The sequence below is a fragment of the Roseivirga sp. AWQ4_251 genome (genome assembly GCF_056158225.1).
Genome location: NZ_JBSWSW010000001.1, coordinates 19,072 through 39,665, shown reverse-complemented (window position 1 = coordinate 39,665; position 20,594 = coordinate 19,072). Strand labels below are relative to the sequence as shown.

General features: G+C 40.3%; 19 protein-coding genes and 1 tRNA gene. 12 read left to right on the top strand and 8 right to left on the bottom strand.

The features are described from left to right. Positions 1–345: 345 nt before the first annotated feature. Together ACXACJ_RS00200 and ACXACJ_RS00195 are read right to left on the bottom strand one after the other, a co-directional pair. Positions 346–1,611 (bottom strand): MFS transporter, encoded by a 1,266-nt coding sequence (locus ACXACJ_RS00200; protein ID WP_475132256.1) that lies wholly within the window; start codon positions 1,609–1,611, stop codon positions 346–348. An 11-nt stretch (positions 1,612–1,622) separates the two neighbouring features. Next, complete coding sequence (locus ACXACJ_RS00195; RefSeq protein ID WP_475132255.1) at positions 1,623–2,258, bottom strand: TetR/AcrR family transcriptional regulator; 636 nt, start codon at positions 2,256–2,258, stop codon at positions 1,623–1,625. 146 nt (positions 2,259–2,404) lie between these two features. Between ACXACJ_RS00195 and ACXACJ_RS00190 the strand changes: the two genes are divergently transcribed. Continuing rightward, positions 2,405–2,740, top strand: a complete 336-nt coding sequence (locus ACXACJ_RS00190; RefSeq protein WP_475132254.1) for a PadR family transcriptional regulator — start codon at positions 2,405–2,407, stop codon at positions 2,738–2,740. After that, positions 2,740–5,331 (top strand): FtsX-like permease family protein, encoded by a 2,592-nt coding sequence (locus ACXACJ_RS00185; RefSeq protein WP_475132253.1) that lies wholly within the window; start codon positions 2,740–2,742, stop codon positions 5,329–5,331. The genes ACXACJ_RS00190 and ACXACJ_RS00185 overlap by 1 nt, the downstream gene beginning before the upstream one ends. A gap of 71 nt (positions 5,332–5,402) precedes the next feature. Here the strand turns inward: ACXACJ_RS00185 and ACXACJ_RS00180 are convergent. Further along, a tRNA-Val gene (locus ACXACJ_RS00180) sits at positions 5,403–5,477 on the bottom strand. A gap of 202 nt (positions 5,478–5,679) precedes the next feature. Between ACXACJ_RS00180 and mscL the strand changes: the two genes are divergently transcribed. Genes mscL through ACXACJ_RS00165 form a run of 3 tightly spaced genes read left to right on the top strand, consistent with a single transcriptional unit; the run spans position 5,680 to position 8,509 of the window. Beyond that, a complete protein-coding gene (gene mscL / locus ACXACJ_RS00175) occupies positions 5,680–6,108 on the top strand; it encodes a large-conductance mechanosensitive channel protein MscL (RefSeq protein ID WP_475132252.1) in 429 nt (142 codons plus the stop codon). Positions 6,109–6,167: 59 nt separating this feature from the next. Further along, positions 6,168–7,049 (top strand): cation diffusion facilitator family transporter, encoded by an 882-nt coding sequence (locus ACXACJ_RS00170; RefSeq protein ID WP_475132251.1) that lies wholly within the window; start codon positions 6,168–6,170, stop codon positions 7,047–7,049. 2 nt (positions 7,050–7,051) lie between these two features. Further along, positions 7,052–8,509, top strand: coding sequence for a M20 family peptidase (locus tag ACXACJ_RS00165; RefSeq protein ID WP_475132250.1), 1,458 nt, complete (start codon positions 7,052–7,054; stop codon positions 8,507–8,509). A gap of 140 nt (positions 8,510–8,649) precedes the next feature. Here ACXACJ_RS00165 and ACXACJ_RS00160 read toward each other — a convergent pair whose 3' ends face one another. Both ACXACJ_RS00160 and ACXACJ_RS00155 read right to left on the bottom strand, forming a co-directional pair. Continuing rightward, the gene (locus ACXACJ_RS00160) at positions 8,650–9,087 is read right to left on the bottom strand and encodes a cytochrome B (RefSeq protein ID WP_475132249.1); all 438 of its coding nucleotides are present in this window, start codon (positions 9,085–9,087) and stop codon (positions 8,650–8,652) included. A gap of 56 nt (positions 9,088–9,143) precedes the next feature. After that, positions 9,144–9,785, bottom strand: a complete 642-nt coding sequence (locus ACXACJ_RS00155; RefSeq protein WP_475132248.1) for a DUF4412 domain-containing protein — start codon at positions 9,783–9,785, stop codon at positions 9,144–9,146. A gap of 178 nt (positions 9,786–9,963) precedes the next feature. Here ACXACJ_RS00155 and ACXACJ_RS00150 point away from each other — a divergent pair, with 178 nt between their 5' ends. After that, positions 9,964–10,296, top strand: coding sequence for a hypothetical protein (locus tag ACXACJ_RS00150; RefSeq protein WP_475132247.1), 333 nt, complete (start codon positions 9,964–9,966; stop codon positions 10,294–10,296). Here the strand turns inward: ACXACJ_RS00150 and ACXACJ_RS00145 are convergent. Both ACXACJ_RS00145 and ACXACJ_RS00140 read right to left on the bottom strand, forming a co-directional pair. Further along, complete coding sequence (locus ACXACJ_RS00145; RefSeq protein ID WP_475132246.1) at positions 10,229–12,616, bottom strand: ABC transporter permease; 2,388 nt, start codon at positions 12,614–12,616, stop codon at positions 10,229–10,231. The two genes, ACXACJ_RS00150 and ACXACJ_RS00145, sit on opposite strands and share 68 nt — an antisense overlap. Before the next feature lie 93 nt (positions 12,617–12,709). Next, positions 12,710–13,252, bottom strand: coding sequence for a DsrE family protein (locus ACXACJ_RS00140; RefSeq protein ID WP_475132245.1), 543 nt, complete (start codon positions 13,250–13,252; stop codon positions 12,710–12,712). Between the two features lie 251 nt (positions 13,253–13,503). Between ACXACJ_RS00140 and ACXACJ_RS00135 the strand changes: the two genes are divergently transcribed. Continuing rightward, positions 13,504–14,142 carry an SGNH/GDSL hydrolase family protein gene (locus ACXACJ_RS00135; protein ID WP_475132244.1) on the top strand — a complete coding sequence of 213 codons (639 nt, stop codon included), beginning with the start codon at positions 13,504–13,506 and terminating at the stop codon, positions 14,140–14,142. A 70-nt stretch (positions 14,143–14,212) separates the two neighbouring features. Then, positions 14,213–16,027 (top strand): glycosyltransferase, encoded by a 1,815-nt coding sequence (locus ACXACJ_RS00130; protein ID WP_475132243.1) that lies wholly within the window; start codon positions 14,213–14,215, stop codon positions 16,025–16,027. A gap of 102 nt (positions 16,028–16,129) precedes the next feature. Here ACXACJ_RS00130 and ACXACJ_RS00125 read toward each other — a convergent pair whose 3' ends face one another. Further along, positions 16,130–17,125 carry a DUF1028 domain-containing protein gene (locus tag ACXACJ_RS00125; RefSeq protein ID WP_475132242.1) on the bottom strand — a complete coding sequence of 332 codons (996 nt, stop codon included), beginning with the start codon at positions 17,123–17,125 and terminating at the stop codon, positions 16,130–16,132. Between the two features lie 144 nt (positions 17,126–17,269). On the opposite strand from ACXACJ_RS00125, the gene ACXACJ_RS00120 reads away from it, so the two are divergent. The 4 genes from ACXACJ_RS00120 to ACXACJ_RS00105 all read left to right on the top strand — a co-directional run bounded on the left by ACXACJ_RS00120 (position 17,270) and on the right by ACXACJ_RS00105 (position 20,526). Beyond that, positions 17,270–17,875, top strand: a complete 606-nt coding sequence (locus ACXACJ_RS00120) for a TetR/AcrR family transcriptional regulator (RefSeq protein WP_475132241.1) — start codon at positions 17,270–17,272, stop codon at positions 17,873–17,875. Then, positions 17,872–19,116, top strand: coding sequence for a beta-ketoacyl-ACP synthase II (gene fabF, locus ACXACJ_RS00115; protein ID WP_475132240.1), 1,245 nt, complete (start codon positions 17,872–17,874; stop codon positions 19,114–19,116). The genes ACXACJ_RS00120 and fabF overlap by 4 nt, the downstream gene beginning before the upstream one ends. Positions 19,117–19,232: 116 nt before the next feature. Continuing rightward, positions 19,233–19,934: a CPBP family intramembrane glutamic endopeptidase gene (locus ACXACJ_RS00110; RefSeq protein ID WP_475132239.1), complete on the top strand. Its 702-nt coding sequence runs from the start codon at positions 19,233–19,235 to the stop codon at positions 19,932–19,934. A 151-nt stretch (positions 19,935–20,085) separates the two neighbouring features. Continuing rightward, positions 20,086–20,526 carry a GNAT family N-acetyltransferase gene (locus tag ACXACJ_RS00105; protein ID WP_475132238.1) on the top strand — a complete coding sequence of 147 codons (441 nt, stop codon included), beginning with the start codon at positions 20,086–20,088 and terminating at the stop codon, positions 20,524–20,526. The last annotated feature ends 68 nt before the right edge of the window (positions 20,527–20,594 follow it).

The following is a 20,594-nucleotide window of genomic DNA, read 5'->3' as shown; positions in this document are numbered from 1 at the left end:
TTATGGTTGCGCTCCAATTCTTATAAATTAGTACGCTAACGTCCCGAGGCTTCGGGAGCGCCACACCCCGAACTATTGACTTTTATAGGCAGTCAAACCTTAGCTTTTCCTTTCGGTTATGGTTGCGCTCCAATTCTTATAAATTAGTACGCTAACGTCCCGAGGATTCGGGAGCGCCACACCCCGAACTATTGACTTTTACAGGCAGTCAAACCTTAGCTTTTCCTTTCGGTTATGGTTGCGCTCCAATTCTTATAAATTAGTACGCTAACGCTCCGAACTGAGCGGCAATATTAAAACAATCTGCTGAATGGAAAAACTGAATTCAGGAATTCGAAATGGTTTTTACGCTTCTGCGGAAATAACCACCTCTATTTCAGCTTCGGGTTTTACTTGCTCCTTCTTGCCAAACACCATTTTATTGATGTAATACATCATAACAATGGTAAGCACTATGGAAACCGAAACCACAATACCCAACAATGGATAATGAAGCAACTTTCCTGATTCGCTTTGAACCACAATTACTCCAGCCAAAGCAGAAGCCAAACCTCCTGAAATCTGCATTACTGATGAGTTAATTCCCATAAACGCACCTCTGTCCTTCGGTTCAGGAATAGCGGTAAGCAATGCTTGGGAAGAAATCATTCTGAGCGTTATTCCCATAAAAAGCACAACGTTAATAATGATGACTACCCAAATTGGAGTAATGCCCAAATTGGTATAGACGAGTATTAAAGTCATGGCGATTAATGAACCAATGGTGAACAAGCGGAATTTGCCGTAGCTATCGCTCAGCTTGCCTCCAATCGGACCAGACATCATGGTGAAAATACCCGTTACGAGATAAACCAAAGGCAACAAATCGATAGAGATTCCAAGGTTATTCACGCCATAAGCCGCCCCAAAAGGCATCAACATAAAACCTCCGGTAGCCAATAGTGTGGTGGCAGAAAAACCTCTTAGATATCTCTTGTTTCCCAATGTTTTCGCCATATGCACGAAAGCATTCTGACGCGTCTGTAGTTTCAAGTGCTCATTCACTGGTTTCATGTAAATGATTATAGAAACAGCCACCAACAAACTAACTCCCACAATCAAAAGGAATGGCGAATGCCAACCAAAATTATTCGCGAGATATAAACCAAACGGAATTCCCAGAATCTGACTGGCAGCAAAGGCCATTTGTACAAAGCCCATTACCCTACCTCGCTTTTCGAGTACAAACAAATCGGTGATAATGGCATAAACAATGGAGCCGATTACGCCTCCAAAAATACCAGTGACCACTCTGGCAATGAGCAAAAAGTGATAATTAGGTGCCAATCCGCAAAAGAGAGTTCCTAGAATAAAGCCTGTGTAAAAAAACAGTAAAAGCTTTTTTCGGTCGAACTTATCGGCAAAACCTGCTGCTAAAAGCCCCGCTGCTCCAGCACTGAAAGCATAAGCCGAAACTACCATACCAAATTGCTGGGTAGTAATCTGAAGCTCATCGAGCAAAATGGCACTCAAAGGAGAGAGCACCATAAAATCCAGAATTACGGTAAACTGGGAGAATGCCAGAATTACAATGAGGAATTTCTGGTAAGAGGTAAATGTTTGAGTTTTCAAATTGTTGTTGTTTATGGTTTTAGACCTTTGAGCACTGCTGAAAGTGCCACTTCCAAACTCAGATCATCGAGAGAAAATGGCTCTTTCTTCACTCCTTTTCCATTGATATGATATTTGACCAGTTGATATAGCGGAGCAAAAGCCAGTGACCAAAACACTTCGATTGGCAAACGAGCTAACTCTCCATTATCAATTGCCTTGCGTACAAACTTCGACATGGTATTGGAGAAAGAAATTCTGTTTTCTTGCCCCACTTGTTTGTAATAAGGCGAGTGTTTCATTTGCTCCAAAAAATAGAGTTGAAGCGGATTGTCCATAAAGTATTTAGCGCGGTTTTTCCACTGAACGCGCATCCCTAAATCAAACGACATCTCTGCATCAAAACCTTCCAAAGTAGCATCGAAAACCTTTTGCTCCTGTTCCGTTCCAAGTTGAACAATCAAATGGTCACGATCTTTGAAATAGATATAAATAGTGGCAGGAGAAACACCAGCAGCTTTCGCCAGCTTATGCATGCTTAAGCCATCGAAGCCCTCCTTAACAATCATCTCGACTGCCTTTTCCTTTATCGCCTTTTCTTTGTCTGCGTCCCTAGGTCTCATCTCATCAGAAAAATCAGGCACAAACATAACTGAACGATTGTTCACTTACTAATTATTTATTCTGAAAAAAAATTCTGTAGCCCAAGCACCTGAATTATAGAGCGTAACCTAGTAAACAGATTAAATCTACATAAGTATAAATTATTGGTTTCTTTGATTTATATTATTTACATTCATATAAAATATTAACTATGAAAGGCGACTCTTTAGGCGAATTTGAAGAACTGGTTTTACTGGCTACTTGCGCTTTGGGCGAAGACGCTTATGCTAACACCATTAAAGATGAAGTTGAAAACCATAGCCAGAGAACCTATAATTTGAGCGCCATTCACGCTGTGCTTTATCGGTTAGAAGAAAAAGGTTATCTCAAGTCTCATTTGGGAGACCCTACACAAAAAAGAGGCGGAAAGAGAAAAAGAATATTTCAGCCTACCACTTTTGGCGTAAGCAGCTTGAAAAAGAATCGAGAAATGCGAGAAGCCCTCTGGCAAAACATTCCTCTTTCCACACTAAATCTGGCTAAATAATGTATCGCCCACCAAAGTTTCCTTTAAAGGTTTTTCGCTGGTTTTGCTCCGAAGAAAGGCTCGAAGAAATTGAAGGCAACCTTTTTGAAGCCTATCAGGATTGGCGAGAAAGCAAAAGTAAATTGAGTAGCGACCTGCTCTATTTTCAAACAGCCTTGCGCGATGCCCTTATTTTCTTCCGAAAACCCAACTTCTACCCTAATTCATTTTTTCTCATGCTGAATCATTATTTGAAAACAGCGAAAAGGTCAATGCTTCGCGAAAAGTCATTCACCCTTATCAATCTTTTTGGTTTGAGTTTAGGGCTTGCCAGCAGCCTGATGTTGTTTCTGTTAATCATTGAACAAGTCAGAAAAGACTACGACTTGCCCGATAAAGACAGGCTTTATAAGGTTGAATCGAATGCAGGCATTAGGCCTTCCGAAGGTTTTACCAGCACGGTTCATCCTGGGGTGGGCTCTTTTTTAAAACAGCAACTGCCTCAGGTAGAAGGATACACGGTTTTGAATAAAATTGAATGGGATGTTATTTCCCGACATAACGGAAACACCAGCTATTTCAGCGAAGATTTTCTGATTGCCGACAGTAGCTTTTTCTCTCTTTTTCCGCAGAGATTTATTGAAGGAAACGCCAAATCAGCACTTAATTCACCTTCTAACATAGTTCTTACAGAATCCATTGCCCATAAATATTTTGGAGATGAAGACCCACTGGGCAAAGAAGTCGATCTCGCCATTGACCGTAAAAACAAGTTCATCGTGAGCGCAGTGGTGAAAGATCCGCCACCTCATTCCAGTATTCAATTCGGGCTAATCGTTGATCAAGACAAGCAGTATGACATTACTTCTGGCGGATTCGACATGACCAATCTCTACCTAAAATTAGCCCCTGAAACCTCCATTGCTGAATTTGAAAAACGCGCCAATGAAGAGATTTCGGCCGTGGTTTCTGGTGCTCTGATGAAATCCATTGAATACAGGCTAAAACCGTTTGAAGCAGTGAAGTATGATCTGGAAGTTCCGAATGATGTAATCACACCAACAGACAAACGACTTTATACTATTTTTACCACCATTGCCATTGCTATACTTTTTCTGGCCATCATCAATTACATAAATCTTACAGCGGCTCGATCGCTAAAACGCGGGCAAGAAGCCGGAATCCGTAAAATAATGGGTGCAGCGAAAGGAAGCTTCATCAGCCAATTCCTCTCCGAATCCTTGCTTTTGTGCTTCATTGCCCTTCCCATTGCCATTCTTTTGGTAGAAGCTTTCACTCCGTATTTTGAATCGGCATTGAACACACAACTAAGCTTCAATTATCTCACTGATCCCACATTTATTGCTGTCGCCTTTGCTATAGTTCTAATCATGGGTTTTGTGGCTGGCCTCTATCCTGCTTTGTTGATTTCGCGATTTCAATTTGCGCAGTTTCTCAAAGGCAACATTGCTTCAACTAACAAAGGCCAAACCATCCGCAAAGTCTTGGTCATTTTTCAATTTACGATGTCCATAATTCTGATTGTGGGAGCCGTGATTGTTCAAAGGCAACTGGATCTCTTTCAAAATCAGAAACTAAGCTATAAACCCGAACAAATTTTAATACTCAATAGAGCGCTGTCTAAAAATTTTGATTTGGTCAGGGAGGATCTTAAAGCAATTCCAGAAGTCATCATCAGCTCCATGACTTCAAGCCCGCCTGCAGGCAACAATTTCAGATTCAATACTGATGGGCTCAAACTGGGTTCACTCGTTCAAGGCCACGAAATAGACGAAAACTATGCTGAGCTGTTGAATTTAGAATTCGTTCAGGGCGAAAATTTCGATCCAGAAAAATTTTCAGACGACAATCCCACTGTGATCATTAACGAAACCATGGCCAGGCTATTGGAAGATGTAAACCCAAAAAATTCTGCTCATCCTTTAGAAGAAAAATATCCTTTTATGTATGCTGAAAGCAGCATTCAGGGTGTGGTAAAAGATTTTCATCTACAATCCATGCGAGAGAAAATCAAGCCTATGGTTTTCTTTTACGAATCATCTCGCGGTTATAGTGGCCCTTATACGCTTATCAAAATAAACACCAGCAACATTGCTGAAACCATAAAAAGCATTGAAGAAATCTGGCAGAAGCACATTCCAACTTCACCCTTCCGTTATCAATTTTTAGACGACAGATTTCAAAACCTCTACACTACGGAAGTTCGATTAGGAAAGATTTTTCAGCTTTTTACTTCTATTGCACTGATGGTTTCTTGCCTCGGTTTATTTGGTTTGATGAGTTTTGTAGTTCAAGCTAAAGTGAAGGAAATCGCAGTTCGAAAAGTGTTGGGTGCACGAGTACCGCAAATTGTTTCCATCTTCTTAAAAGAGATTTATTGGCTTATTGGCATTGCAAGTTTAATCGGGCTGCCAATAGCTTATTGGTTAATGAACCGATGGCTTCAGGATTTTGCTTACCACACCAACATCCCCATTTTCTTGATTATCACTACTGTGGTTACCCTTTTAGCACTAGCCACAGCAACGGTATTGATCAGAACATGCAAAACAGCCAGAATGAACCCTGTAAACTCGTTAAGAAATGAATGAACGTAAGAGAAATGCTCTAATAGAGCCAAAATATTGAAATGAAAAAAGCCTCAAAATGAGGCTTTTTTTTGTGGAGTGTATTGGATTCGAACCAACGACCCCTGCCCTGTCAAGGCAGTGCTCTAAACCAACTGAGCTAACACTCCTTTTACTTTCTCTTCAGACCCGAAGAGCCCGTGCCATTTTTCAAAGGCCTGCAATATTAGCAATTTCTATTTATTCCGATTCCCTTCAGGATTAAATATTCCACTCCTAAACAGTCAACTTTCTGAACCGCTAAAACAATTTGCTTCATTTCGTGATTTTTTAATTCTAGGCTTGGCCTAAACATCAACCTTAAAAATCATTATGCAAGAATTCAGAAAATTTATACACCGCGGTAATGTGGTAGAAGTGGCTGTAGGTTTAATTATGGCAACCTATTTTGGCGCTATCGCGAAATCGTTAGTAAACGATGTCTTAATGCCTCCCATTGGACTGCTTTTGGGCAATGTGGATTTCACCAAATACAAAATCGTTTTGCAAAAAGGTGTTGCCGAATCATCGCAAGGGGCTGGCGATGCTATTGCAGAAGTGGCCATAACTTATGGTAATTTCATCAATACCATCTTCACTTTTCTGATTGTAGCCATGGCCATATTTATGGTAGTGAAATGGTACAATCGCATTGAAGATAAGTTTGAGAAAAAGAAAGAAGAAGCGCCAAAGGCTCCTCCTGCACCAAGTAAAGAAGAACTGTTGTTGACAGAAATCAGGGATTTACTCAAGAAAGATTAATATTCGGCATTGCTTAATAGCTTCCTTATTTTTTAGCAAAAAAACATGATATTTCACTCATGCCAAAAGAACCTAAAACCCAACAACAGGAAGCTATTAAAACTGCTGTATTCAGCATTGTGGGCAATGCACTTTTGGCAATTGTAAAAGGACTTACCGGTATTTTCGGTAATTCTTATGCGCTCATTGCCGATGCCATTGAATCCACTACCGATGTTTTTTCTTCTCTATTAGTTTGGTTTGGACTGAAGTATTCTTCGAAACCAGCGGACGACAATCACCCTTATGGCCACGGAAAAGCAGAACCTCTGATCACATTTATTGTGGTTGGATTTTTAATGGTATCTGCCGCTGCTATTGCTTACCAAAGCATTCAGCACATTCTAACTCCACACAAAGTACCCGAAACCTATACGCTCATTGTGCTCGGGGCCATTGTGATTATCAAAGAAGTCTTTTACCGTTTCGTTTCAAAAAAGAGTGACGAAACTAAAAGCTCTTCACTCAAAGCGGATGCTTGGCACCATCGCAGCGATGCCATTACTTCACTAATGGCGCTTATCGGCATTTCCATTGCCATTTTTATGGGAAAAGGATACGAAACAGCAGATGATTGGGCCGCTCTTTTAGCTTCTGGATTCATCGTTTACAATGCCTACTTAATTTTTCGCCCTGCTTTGGGAGAAATCATGGACGAGCACCTACACGATGATTTGGTAGAAGAAATTCGATCAATTGCTGAAGGAGTAGAAGGCACTAAAGGCACTGAAAAGTGCTTTGTACGCAAAACTGGAATGACATTCCATGTTGATCTTCACTTGCTGGTTGATGGCCATATTACCGTAAAAAAGGGGCATGATTTAGCGCATTTGGTCAAAGAAGAAATTCAAAAAAAATTACCAGAAGTTGCCAATGTTTTAATCCACGTAGAACCTGAATAGCCATGAAAACCTTCCTTAAATTTCTAGGTGTAGTGCTGCTGCTTTTTATAGCCTACATTCTTTTCAAAACCTTCACGTTCAAAAGCAAACAACTTAAAGTTGAGCCTATCGCCAAAACGCCAATACAGGAAAGCTCCGTCAATAGGCTTTCAGAAGCGCTTCGTATTCAAACTATTTCCAACGAAAATCGATTCGATTTTGACTCTGCAGCTTTCGAACAATTCAATCAGTTTCTAGCAGAAAACTATCCTTTGGCTGATTCGCTATTGAATCACCAAACCTTTAATCAGTATAGCCACCTTTATCGATGGCAAGGTTCCATACCAGATTTAAAACCCATCATTCTAATGGGACATTTGGATGTTGTACCAATTGCTTCGCCAGAAAAATGGACCGAAGCGCCTTTTGGAGGAGTAGTGAAAGATGGTGTGATCTGGGGTCGAGGAACGATTGACGATAAGTTTTCTGTCATCGGGATTATGGAAGCTGTGGAAATGCTGCTTTCAGAAGGTTTTCAACCCGAAAGAACCATCTATTTATCTTTTGGTCATGATGAAGAGGTGGGGGGAGATTTAGGTGCGGTAACCATTGCCAAGTATTTGGAAGAGCAAGGCGTGGAAGCCGAATTTGTTTTGGATGAAGGCTACGCTATCACTCAAAAACTCGTTCCTGGCGTAGAACCCGATGTTGCTTTTATTGGCGTTGCAGAAAAAGGTTCTACCACCATAGAACTCAAAGTAGATATGGATGGCGGTCACTCTTCTCGCCCTGATAAAGAAACAGCGATTGACGTTTTGGCGAATGCCGTTGCTAAGGTGAAAGCCAACCCTTCTAAAGCTGCCATTTCTGGCCCAATGGAAGGTTTCATCAACCAAATCGGCCCTGAAATGGGGTTTGTAAACAGAATGGCGTTTGCGAATACCGCCATTTTCAAACCTCTAATTATAAAAACTTATGAAGGGGCTGGCGGAGCCGGCAATGCGTTAATAAGAACCACTACAGCACCAACCATTTTTGAAGCTGGCATAAAAGAAAACATCATCCCTACGCATGCCAGAGCTTTGATCAACTTTCGGATAATTCCTGGTGAAAGCGCACAGGATGTAATGGATCACGTTAACCAAACCGTTGATGATGAACGTGTGGTTGCTAAATTTTATGGTTTCAATTCTGAACCATCACCAGTTTCTTCAAGCGAAACCGTTGGCTACGAAATCATTAACAGATCAATTAAGCAGATTTTTGAAGACGTTCTTAGCTCACCTAACTTGGTAATTGCGGCTACTGATTCGAGGCATTTCACTAAGGTAAGCCCGAATATTTATCGCTTTGTTCCCTATCATATCAACGATGAAAACATAAGCACTTTCCATGGGGTGAATGAGCACATTTCGGTAGAAGACTATCACAATGCCATCCGATTTTACAAGCAGCTGATAATGAATAGCAAAAGCAGATAAAAAAATAAGGCTATCTCAAAAGCTGAAAACCTAATCGCTCTGAACTTTACCTGATTTTTCAGGATAAAGACCCTGAAATGAATTCAAGGTGACGTTAGATTCTCCTTTGAGATAGCCTCTTCTAAAATTTCTTCTCTGGATTAGAACCAGCTAGCTGTGGCAATTCTAAAAGGCCATGGAATAGCCGCAAGAATTAAAATAAGCGCCAAAAGATAGAAAACAGAAATGGCCTTGAATTTTGCTGTACCATCCGCAGCTTTCTTTGATTTACTATGGCCAATGGTTATCAACACAATAGCCACAAGCATTAAGCTTACGTGCTCTACCAAATAAAAACGCTGAATTGGGTTGCTCATAGATTCTCCCGAAAACACAACTAAAGGACTGATAAAATATAGAATCAAGCCAATGGTGAACTGTGTGTGGGTAGAAATCATGGTGAACAAGGCAAGCTTTCGATCACCTTCAGAATAAATACCTGATTTCTTCTTAGAGAACGCATTGAAAATGCTCGCTAGCAAAAGGATAAGAACTATCCATCTTAAGCCAGAATGAGCATGAAGTAGAATATCGTACATAGTTATTGGGTTTGCGGGCAAGTTAAACACAAAAGGTTTATTTACCGCATCCGTTTTTAGTGATTACCGAACAGTGAACCGATCTCTTCTAAGGTCATAGTTTTATAACCTGACGGAATAGCAAAGTGGCCATCAGCAAGTTTTTTGCGCTCAATATTTTTGGCTGTCATTTTAACTTTCATTCCGTTAGCTTCTGTAATATACTCTAGCGGAAAGCCATTCAGCTTGTTGAAATCAACGTTTTTAGCCTCAATTTCATTAGTGTACCAAAGTGTCACACTGCTTTCGGCCGATTTAATGATTGCTTTTTTACATTTAAATCCACTAATCGTTTTTGTTTCATCAAAGTATTCGATGTCCGTATTTCCAGAAGTTTTTGCCTCTTCGGCCTCAATATCTTCTTTGCTCATATGGATATGAATTTTCTGTCCCATCATGTCCATTAAAACATCTCCTGTTTTAGCATCCTGATCAGAAAGAATGGTTTGAGATCCTCCCATAACTTCTTGTTGAACTTTTACTTTCGAACCTTTAATTGAATAGCTCAATTCAGAAGGAAGCATTGCCTCCATTCCCTTTGCATCTTCAGGAAGTTCCAAATATTGGATACCATAGATAATGGTTCCTTCAAAGTCCTTCAGAGGGCTGCTGGCCGTGAACATTACGAAAGCAAGCAGCAAAACAGTGATTTTTTTCATAGCATTTGGTTTGAAGAACTAAAGGTAAGCATTCAGTCAAAATAAAATGCTCCGTTTAAAAATTGCCAGAAGAATTCATCACTCCTGCCTTCTGTCTGCTTTATTCACCTTTCAGTATCCAGTGGCTATACCTGTGCTGCTAACAAACGTAAAACTTCAAAGCTAAACTCTTCAGGCCATGGAAGGACATTCACATCATGCTATCAACAAAAACTCTAAAAACCCATTTGGTGATAACATGGAAAATGCAGCAACTCGCCAAGTCGATAAAGAAAAAATCACCACCAACTTTGACGAACTTCTCACTTTAAGAAAGGCCAATGCAGCAAAAAGAGAGCGCTCTAACAGTCGCTTTTTACTTTTTCTAGGGCTTGCCTTGACTTTTTTCTTGATTGTATTTTTAGTTATGACCATGGAGAGATTGAATGACAAATCAAGCTCCTTTACTCATATCGCAAAGCCTCCACTGGATTTCGCTTGGCCACAGCATAAGTTTGCCCAACAACTGTGAGTAAAGCCAAAACCAAAGTAGCCAAACCTGCTGTTGCGAAAATCCACCAACTCAATTCGGTTTGATTTGCAAAGTTAGCGAGCCATTCTTTGGTAAAATACCAAGCCAATGGACAAGCCACCACAAAAGCCAGCATTACCCATTTAAGGAAAGATGTACTTAAAAGGCCAACTACTTGCCCAACGTTTGCCCCAACTACTTTTCGTATTCCCACTTCTTTAATTCGTTTGCGTGTTTCGTACAGTGCAAAAGTGAACAAACCGATAGAGCTGATAATTAAGGCTATGAATGTAAACAACATGAAGGTATCTGATAAACGGGCTTCACGTTCATATTGTGCCTTCAATTTATCTTCTAAAATGGAATAAGAGAAAGCCTGCTGTGGGTTTGCTTCTCTATATAAATCCGAAATTTTAGGCAAAACTGAAGCAAACTGGTCTTCAGCAATTTTGATATCGAACTCACGATCAGCACTTTTCACGTACATCATCACTACTGGCCCAACCTTACGTGAAAGGTGTTCAAAGTTAAAGTCTTCCACTACTCCAATAACGGAATACGGCCTTCTTTCGCCTCCCAATACTGTACTGATGAGTTTGGTGTTTTCAATATCTTCAATATTCCAATATTTCATAGCCGCTTGGTTAATCACAACCTTCATGCGGCTGGTTCTATCCAAGGAATCCACGAAAAACCTACCTTCTGAAAGCTTGAGACCGAGGACACTGGCATAATTCGGATCAACCATGATATTATTAGCCTCTTTATACTCAAAATCGCTTCCTGCCGGCTTCCAAATCATAGGGCTCGCATTTTTCTGAACAGGCAATGTCCCTTGAGAAAAGCCCAACACACCGGGCATTTTACTCAACTCGTTTTGAACAAACTCATATTTCACATTTTGTTCTTCCTGTTGCTTTTTAGTGATTTCAGGATTTTCGAAATTATATGGAATACGATCAAAAAGCTTAACACTAATCACACCTGACGGATCATAACCCAGATCTTTGTGTTCCATATACTTGAACTGTTTGTAAACTACCACGGTGATGATTACCAGAGCAATGGCAAAAACGTATTGAATAGTGGTCAACACCCTTCCTGCAGTGCCTTTACCTCTTTGGGTCAAGCGCCCCATTAGGGCTTCTGAAGTAATTACTTTGGAAGATTGAAACAGTGAAAAGATTGTGGAAATCAATACAAAAAGTAAAACTCCAGTAGTGATCGGCAAAAGAATTTGCGGCCAAGTTTGATTTAAGGACAACTCCAGAAAAGAAAAGTAAATCGGCTTCACAAGCAAGAACAACCCAAAAACCAATACAACACCCAAACCTGCATAAATCAGTCTTGAAGCAATCATTTCAAGGAAAAAATCGAACCTTGTTGCTCCATTCACCTGCTTGATACCTTTGGTTTTCATTTGGCTAAAAACAAGCGTTGACTGCATATTGGTAAAGTTGAGGATACTGACCAAAAGAATGACAGCAGCTACTAAGATCATAATATTCACTTCCTGCATGTCGCCATGTTTGCCCAACAGCTCTTGGTTCAAGCTGTAGTTGAAATAAACATCTTTAAAAGGGACTGTTGAAAGTTCGCTTTCTTTAAACTGGGGGTGATTTCTTCCAAAAAGCTTAATTTCTTCATCAAACTGAGCTTTATCGAAGGCCTCATTCACCAAAATGAATTCCATTCCCGAATGAAGCCACATATCTTGAGAATGAGTGGGCACTAAAAAATCAAAAGAGATGGTGCTGTTGGAAGGCATATCTTCTAAAATGCCCGCCACCTGATAATAACCATTTCGGTTTGACTGTAAATATAGCGTCTCACCAATTGGATTCTCATCTCCAAAAAGTCTTTTAGCGAAGGTTTCCGTGAGCAGAATATGAGATGGATCTTTTAATATTTTATCTGCATTTCCCGTCTTCAATGTGAAGTCAAAAAAATCGAAGAAGGTACTATCGGCTACTAAACCAGCTCCTCTGTAATCTTGATTTTCGTATGTGAGTTTTATGGTTTGAGGGTTAAAATAAGCCGTAAAAAGCTTCTTCTCAACCCCCGGATATTTACTGTAATCCACATTAAAAAACTCTCCAATACTAAAAGCTCCAATATTATCCGTAGGACTTTGGCGCATTACAGGAACATAAATACGATCTAGCTCAGCATGGAATTTATCGGTTGAAAGCTCAGAATCCACCCATATATAAATCAAAAATGCACTGAGTACTCCTACCACAAGACTGGCAAGGCTTCCCACTGCAATCAATTTATTTTTAAAAATATCTCTTACAGCAAATTTGAAGTGAAAACGCATAGCATTTGGTTTAAAGGTGATTGATCTATCAAAAAATATCTCCCCCAGTTTTGCTTAAGATGGTTCCCACTTCAAAAAAGTTTGAAGCTTCTTCTAAAACTTCAAAGCGGCATACCCTTTTAGCTGGTAGGTAGTCATAGTAGTAAGCATAGAAGTAGCCACTTTAATGCCTGGCGCCAACTTAGTGTGATCTACATTTCTCCCCATAAGCGACTGCGAACAAGCAAACAGCTTAACGCCAGCATCTTCCAATTCTTTAAACAAAGGAATATGAGGGTTATCTACTCCATATTTCTGTTTGTAAGTGTCATTGTCTAAAACTGACCAAGCAGCTTGACCGTGGATGGCCAAAACCACATGTAAATTTTCTTTAGGGACTCCGCCCATCGCATGCAGGTTTAGCAAACGAGCCACGTTTTCTAAAGAATACATCACCTTTTTAGGATCTGAATCACCCGTTGCCACATCAATAATGATATTATACTGCATGTTTGGATCCGGCTTTTCCACAGCATGAGGCGCATCCATAATCCCTCCATATCCTTTTATAATCGGATTAATCGTTTTTTGAGCCCAAGCGCTTTGGCCAACAAAAAGGAGAAAGCAAACGATGGTATATTTTTTCAACAAGTTCATTTCAATGCATATTTAGGTTCACACGTTCAATAGAGTTAATTAAACGCAATAAGTCAATGTATCTTTTTGCAGAGGGTGAATAAATGCGCGCTCATGGTTCTGCTTTAAAATCAACGGCAGCTTTCAAAAAGAAAACAATTCGCAAAAAAGCCTTCACATTTTAGTAAGTTGCTTTCCAAGATATTTTCCTCAAATAATACAGCATGAAGAAGCTACAATTCACTCTCATTTTTGCATTAACATTTTTTTCTATGCAGCTATCATTCGCTCAAGATTGGCCCAACCTTAAACGCTTTCAAGAAGAAAACGAAAAACTAGAGGCCCCAAAAGCCGGGGAACAGCGAGTGGTTTTTATGGGCAACTCCATCACTGAAGGTTGGAAAAACCTTCACCCAGAATATTTCCAGGGGAAACCTTATGTAAACCGTGGTATTGGCGGTCAAACCACACCGCAAATGCTGATCAGATTCAGACAAGATGTGATCGATCTAAAGCCCAAAGCTGTCGTTATTTTGGCTGGCATAAATGATATTGCTGGCAACACAGGCCCCTCTACCATAAAAATGATCACCGATAATATTTTTTCCATGGCAGAACTTGCCAAAGCCAATAACATCAAAGTATTGATTTGTTCGGTGCTACCAGCTTACGACTTCCCTTGGAGACCAGGCATGGAACCAGCATTAAAAGTGATTGAGCTCAACAAACAATTAGAAGCTTACGCAAAAAAGAACAACCACACCTACGTGGATTATTTCTCATCTATGGTGAATGAAAAAAATGGTTTAAAAGATGAATTAGGATCTGACGGAATTCACCCAGTAAAGGCTGGCTATTTGGTTATGGAACCTATTTTAGAAAAAGCGTTAGACAAAACCCTAAAACGATAATTCATTCTAATTTCTGAGGAACTTTGCCTCATTTTTTAAGTTCACTAATTGAAAAACCTTTAACCACCCAATGGCTCAAACCACAAAAAAGCTCTTTGAAAACAATCTATTAATCGAATCCTCTTGGGAAGTTTGCAATCAACTTGGCGGCATTTATACCGTAATCCGATCCAAGCTTCCTGCTACTGTAGAAAAATGGGGAGAAAACTACTGTCTAATTGGCCCTTTGGTAAATCAGGCAGTAGACGTTGAATTTGAAGAAATTTCAGAAGTGGATTCTTCCATCGGCAAAACGGTAAGCCACATGCGCGACATGGGTTATGAAATCCGTTATGGCACTTGGCTGGTTTCTGGGCGTCCAAAAGTGGTACTGCTTAATCCTGAGAATGTTTTCAATAGACTGGAAGCCATCAAGCAAAGGCATTTTCAAAACTTCGGCATACCAGCAGGCAAAGACGATTCGCTTTATGATATTTCATTGCAATGGTGCGACATGGTGTATTCCTTCACTAAAATTTTAAGTGAAAAGGAAACTGAAAAAAGCATCATTTTCCATGGCCACGAATGGATGACCTGCGGAACCATTCTGGATTTAAAGCAAAATAAGACCGATGTAAAAACAATTTTCACTACGCATGCCACAAGGTTAGGACGCGTTTTGGCTGTAAATAGCAAAGAGTTTTACGATGAAATGCCCAGCATTGACGATCAGGCAATGGCCAGAAAATTCGGCATTCCAGGTATTCATAAATTAGAAAAAGAAGGAGCCAAACATGCCGACTGTTTTACTACGGTTAGCCAAATCACAGCAAAAGAATGTAAATATCTACTGGGTACGGAACCGCACCATGTCACTCCAAATGGACTTAACCTCGATCGATTTTCATCTCATCATCGTATTCATATTCGCCACGATAAATACAGACAAAAAATCGATGAGTTTATCATGGGGCATTTCTTCCATTCTCAACCATTCGACCTGAATAAAACCCTGTATTTTTTCACCAGTGGTCGATACGAGCATGAAAACAAAGGTTTCGATATTACCATTCAAGCACTTAGCAAACTAAACGAATGGCTGATAAAAGAGAAAATCGATATCACCATTGTGATGTTCTTTATCACCAAAGCCGATGTTTATTCTATCAATCCTGATGTACTTCATTCAAGAGCATTGCTAGAAGAAATTAGAAAAAATTGCGGGGCCATTGAAAAAGAAATTGCTCAAAGACTCTATGTACATGCAGCATCATCAACGGGCGATTACAAACTTCCGCAGCTCAATGACTTTGTTGATGATTACTGGCGACTGCGTTACAGAAGAGCGCTTCAATCGTGGAAATCGGACAAGTGGCCTTACATCGTCACGCACAATTTAGTGAACGACATTGATGATCCTATTTTGAAGGATTTCCGAGCCAATAAGCTTTTCAACAGTCCGCTGGATAAGGTCAAGGTGGTTTATCACCCTGAATTCATTAGCCCAACCAACCCCTTATTTGGCATGGAATATTCTCAGTTTGTGAGAGGTTGTCATTTAGGAGTTTTCCCAAGCTATTACGAACCTTGGGGCTACACACCTTTGGAATGTATTGCCCGTGGCGTGCCCACCATTACTTCCGACCTTTCAGGTTTTGGTTCATACATTGAAAAAGTGAACGACAACCCGGAAGAAACTGGGGCTTTTGTTTTAAAAAGAATGGGAAAAGGAAGAAGTCTTGTGGTAGAAGAACTGGCAAAACTACTTTTGAAATTCTCGAAAACTAGCCAAGGTTACAGAGCCATTCAACGGAATAAGCTTGAAGATTTTAGCCAAAGGTTTGATTGGCATCATCTCACCAAAGAGTACGATGAAACTTACGCCATAGCTACCGAAAACGAATAGATAAATAGAAATTTACTGAAAGTAAAAAGTCCACTTTTCTCTAAGACTTCTAAAGAAAAGTGGACTTTATTTTTTTAAGACCTTATTGCGCTAGAAAGCGTTCTATTCCTGATTCAATATTTTGTCTAAACCTCCCTGATCTACCGCTAAAAACCCAAGGGGTACAAGTCGTTCAGTCAAAGTTTTCCAGTTTTTATCTTTATTGAAAACCTGCTTAAAAATAGGCAAGGCCTCATTCAAGCGATCATTATTGGCCAAGGCAACCGCTTTCCAAAACTTCATTTCCAAATTGTCTGGAAACATCGCCTCTGCTGCTCCATATTCGCGAAGCGCGGCAGCCATATCTCCATTTTCTACAGCTACATCTCCCCCATTCATATGCTGATAAGCCACATGAACATTATACAATCTTCGCAATTCAGGCAGCGGAGCCGAGCTATCATCTACCCTGAGATTTACCTTATAATTATCCCAAGCATCTGTTTTTTTGCCGCCTACTACCATCAAAGCGGCCGATTGTTTTCCTCTGATATCTCCTCCTTCTTTTTCGGCTGCATCTAAGGCTGCCAAAACCCTTTCTGCCAAAGGCAAACCTTCACTAGCCTCAAAAGCCTTGGCCATAGCATCCCAAACCGTAGGTTTCAGCATCATATTCGCTTGTACCGAAAAGTTGACCCCTTGCTTATCTCCCGCAAACTGAATGCATTGTTTGCCTGTGTAAGCCGCCACATTTCCCTTGTTGTCCAAAATAGCAACTTGGCGAACTTCCTTACCAGTATCGGTTTTCAACAATTCGTCTAAAGCCTGCTTTGCTGTTTTACCTTCCTTCAAAAGTTTCAACCCGCGTGGACCAAAAGAAGGATTCACGAACGATTGAGTTGCCACTACCCCAACGCCAGCTTCGGCCCAAGAAACGGAGGTTCCTACTGAAAACCAGTGCGATTGAACACCAACCGCCATTTCACCAGTTTTTGCATCGCGCGCTACGATAGAATATGTATGTGCCAAAGGCGATTCAGCATTATACATTTGAGCAAAAGACGTTGTATTGAAGCCAAAGTAGAGCACTAAACAAAGTAGAGATATGGAGAATTTCATGGTAGTTTAAAAATGGTTAGGGGGTTAATATAACATGAGTATATCTTAATTAGACTAGAAAATGTTCAAAAATGTTGGCATAAACCCCTTCTCTCTAATTTCATAAAGACTTGTAAAAATATACCAATTGGTATATTTTTGTGCGTGAGTTTATCAAAAGCACAAAGAACAAAGCAAGCTATTATTGAAACTGTAGCGCCTATTTTCAATAAAAAGGGCTATCAGGGCACTGCTTTGTCTGATATTACTGAAGCCACTGGCTTAACCAAAGGAGCTATTTATGGTAATTTCCAGAACAAGGAGAAATTAGCCGAAGCCTGTTTTAGCCACAATCTCGCCTTTATTAAAAATGGTTTACGGTTGGCTTGGGCTTCTTCCAATTCCAATTGGGGAAAGCTGGAAGCCTTGCTGGAATTCTACAAAGATGGCTACGAAACCGTTGCTGCAAATGGTGGCTGTCCTTTGATGAATACCGCGGTAGAATCAGATGACTGCCTTCCTTATTTCAAAAACAAAGCTGCCAACACTTTACTCAATTGGCATGTTGAAATAAAGGAAGTGATAGAAAATGGGAAATCAACAGGTGAATTCAGAGCTGAAGTAAATGCAGAAGCATTTGCCTCCACATTTATTGCCATGATTGAAGGTGGAATATTATTAGCAAAAACCACCGATAACCCAACTCACTTTTATTACGTGATACAGAACTTAAAACTATTGGCTCAAAGCCAATTAAAGCAAAACCTATGAAAAGAGTAGTAATTACAGGTATGGGAGCTCTTACCCCGATTGGAAACAACCTGAACGATTTTTGGGCGAACCTTAAGGCTGGAAAAAATGGAGGAGGGCCGATTACAAAATTCGACACTGCGAAATTTAAGACCAAGTTTGCCTGCGAACTCAAGGATTTTAATGTTGAAGATTTTATTCCACGCAGCGAAGCAAGGCGCTACGACCCTTATACACAGTATGCTCTAATTGCAGCAGAAGAGGCACTTCAACATGCCCAGGTGAACTTCGATAATCTGAACAAAAACCGAATCGGTGTAATTTGGGGTTCTGGAAATGGAGGAATCGCCACCTTTACAGATGAAGTAGTAGCTTATGCTAAAAATGACGAAACCCCTCGGTTTTCTCCTTTCTTCATTCCTAAGATTATCGCGGATATTGCTTCCGGCATTATCTCTATAAAGTATGGCTTGCGTGGCATCAATTACACAACAATTTCGGCATGCGCTACCTCCACTACTGCCATTATCAATGCCACCGACTACATTCGTTGGGGCAAAGCAGATATGATTATCACAGGAGGTTCTGAAGCACCCATTACCACAGCAGGCATCGGTGGTTTCAATGCTTCTAAGGCATTGAGCACCAATAACGAAAATCCCGAAACAGCTTCGAGACCATTTGATGTTAGCCGTGATGGTTTTGTGATGGGAGAAGGTGCTGGCGCATTGGTGTTGGAATCTTACGAACATGCCATAGCACGAGGTGCTACCATAATTGCTGAAGTTGTAGGCGGAGGAATGGCTGCAGATGCCTATCATTTAACGGGAACTCACCCTGAAGGGGAAGGCGCATTTTTGGGCATGCAAGAAGCCTTGAACGATGCTGGCATTAGCCCTGCTGACATTGACTATATCAACATGCATGCAACTTCTACTCCTGTTGGTGATCCGAGTGAATTAATCGCGATCGAAAGAATTTTTGGAGAAAAACCGAACCTGAATATCTCTGCCACAAAATCTATGACAGGTCACTTGTTGGGGGCCGCTGGAGCCATCGAAGCAATTGCCTGCGTTATGGCGACTGTTGACGACATTATTCCTCCCACCATGAACACGCAAAATGTAGATCCCGACTGGGACGGTAAGTTTGAACTGACGCTCGGAAAAGCTCAGGAAAGAACTGTGAATTACGCTCTCAGCAATACCTTTGGCTTTGGCGGCCATATTGCCAGTGCGGTATTTAAGAAGTATACGAAATAATCAAAAGCTCTATATTTAACTTCTGTTACTCCTTAAAAGCCTTTTGTTTTTAGGGAGTAACTTTTCTAAACACAGCCAAGTCACCAGAATAGCCTAATTTGAAAAAGCACTTTTAAATGATTGGTATTTTGATCGCATTAGTCATTTCTTGGCTATTGCTTTACTTTTTTGAAAGGAGAAACATCCTAGCCCTAGGATTTCTACCTGTCGGCAAAAGGCTGAAACAATTCTCAATTGGATTTTTATTTACGGCAACACTCTGTGTTTTGACCCAATATTTAGAAGCCTTTCTCAAGTCAGCAGGATGGACACTCAATTCAGACTTGAATTCTACACTTTTATTAAAAGCTTTTTGGTGGGATGTAAAATCTGTATTTACAGAAGAACTTGTGTTTAGAGGCGCTTTGCTTTATCTACTAATTCATAAACTTGGTTCTCACAAAGCCATTTGGATTTCAGCCATTGCCTTCGGTATATATCATTGGTTTTCATATGGAGTTTTAGGTAACGTTACGGCTATGATTCTTGTCTTTTTAGGCACTGGCCTTATGGGTTTCGCCTTTGCTTGGGGCTTTTCAAAAACCAAATCCATCATGTTCCCTTTCGGACTTCATTTAGGCTGGAACTTCGTTTACAACAGCATTTTTTCAAAAGGCCCTTTAGGCAATCTAGCATTTACTTTGCAAGGTGGCCATGACCTAGAAGGTTGGCCCTCACTACTCAACTTTACCAGTGGTTTAATTATCGTACCGATCTGCGTAATACTTTATGTTCGATTTTTCGTGAAGGAAGAGCTAGAAGTAATCAGCAAAACATAAAAGCGGCTTGATGCCCTCTCAGAAAATCAAAAGGGCACATATTGAAATTGAACAAAGCCGCAATTTCAACGGGAAAACAGATTTTACTGCTAGAAGATTCGAGCCCTAATAATATCATTGGCTTCTCAGCAAAAAGCTAGAGCTTTAAAATATGAAATCACAATTCCAGTTCACCATTGAACCTTGTAGTAAAGAGAACATCAAGTGCATTGTAAATGGCATTAATGAATTCAACTTGAGCCATGTAAAAGCCCTGGCCGATATTTGGACACCCTTAGAATTTGTAGCCAAAGATGCGAACGGGATTGCAATTGCAGGAATACTAGCCGGCATTGGTTACTGGAATGGATTGGAGATTAAAATCCTTTGGGTGAAGGAAAATCACAGGAATAAAGGAATCGGGACTCAGCTGTTAAAGCTGGTGGAAAATAAAGCCAAAGAGAAAGGAGCATATATTTCCATGCTGGACACGTTCGATTTTCAAGCCGAAGGATTCTACTTAAAAAACGGTTATTCTATTGCAGGGGAGATAAAAGATTTCCCGAAAGGGCACAGAAAAATTTACTTTTCTAAGAAGCTAAAAGATGATTAAAAACAAGAGCAAAGAATTTGGTTCAACTATAGTCCTTTGCTCTGTTTAAAGATATTCTCAAAAAAGAG

What these genes read in the sequence shown, in the direction of transcription:
- ACXACJ_RS00190 (WP_475132254.1), top strand. Translation starts at nt 2,405, where the DNA reads ATGAAAGGCGACTCTTTAGGCGAATTTGAAGAACTGGTTTTACTGGCT.
- ACXACJ_RS00185 (WP_475132253.1), top strand. Translation starts at nt 2,740, where the DNA reads ATGTATCGCCCACCAAAGTTTCCTTTAAAGGTTTTTCGCTGGTTTTGC.
- mscL (WP_475132252.1), top strand. Translation starts at nt 5,680, where the DNA reads ATGCAAGAATTCAGAAAATTTATACACCGCGGTAATGTGGTAGAAGTG.
- ACXACJ_RS00170 (WP_475132251.1), top strand. Translation starts at nt 6,168, where the DNA reads ATGCCAAAAGAACCTAAAACCCAACAACAGGAAGCTATTAAAACTGCT.
- ACXACJ_RS00165 (WP_475132250.1), top strand. Translation starts at nt 7,052, where the DNA reads ATGAAAACCTTCCTTAAATTTCTAGGTGTAGTGCTGCTGCTTTTTATA.
- ACXACJ_RS00160 (WP_475132249.1), bottom strand. Translation starts at nt 9,087, where the DNA reads ATGTACGATATTCTACTTCATGCTCATTCTGGCTTAAGATGGATAGTT.
- ACXACJ_RS00155 (WP_475132248.1), bottom strand. Translation starts at nt 9,785, where the DNA reads ATGAAAAAAATCACTGTTTTGCTGCTTGCTTTCGTAATGTTCACGGCC.
- ACXACJ_RS00150 (WP_475132247.1), top strand. Translation starts at nt 9,964, where the DNA reads ATGGAAGGACATTCACATCATGCTATCAACAAAAACTCTAAAAACCCA.
- ACXACJ_RS00145 (WP_475132246.1), bottom strand. Translation starts at nt 12,616, where the DNA reads ATGCGTTTTCACTTCAAATTTGCTGTAAGAGATATTTTTAAAAATAAA.
- ACXACJ_RS00140 (WP_475132245.1), bottom strand. Translation starts at nt 13,252, where the DNA reads ATGAACTTGTTGAAAAAATATACCATCGTTTGCTTTCTCCTTTTTGTT.
- ACXACJ_RS00135 (WP_475132244.1), top strand. Translation starts at nt 13,504, where the DNA reads ATGCAGCTATCATTCGCTCAAGATTGGCCCAACCTTAAACGCTTTCAA.
- ACXACJ_RS00130 (WP_475132243.1), top strand. Translation starts at nt 14,213, where the DNA reads ATGGCTCAAACCACAAAAAAGCTCTTTGAAAACAATCTATTAATCGAA.
- ACXACJ_RS00125 (WP_475132242.1), bottom strand. Translation starts at nt 17,125, where the DNA reads ATGAAATTCTCCATATCTCTACTTTGTTTAGTGCTCTACTTTGGCTTC.
- fabF (WP_475132240.1), top strand. Translation starts at nt 17,872, where the DNA reads ATGAAAAGAGTAGTAATTACAGGTATGGGAGCTCTTACCCCGATTGGA.
- ACXACJ_RS00110 (WP_475132239.1), top strand. Translation starts at nt 19,233, where the DNA reads ATGATTGGTATTTTGATCGCATTAGTCATTTCTTGGCTATTGCTTTAC.
- ACXACJ_RS00105 (WP_475132238.1), top strand. Translation starts at nt 20,086, where the DNA reads ATGAAATCACAATTCCAGTTCACCATTGAACCTTGTAGTAAAGAGAAC.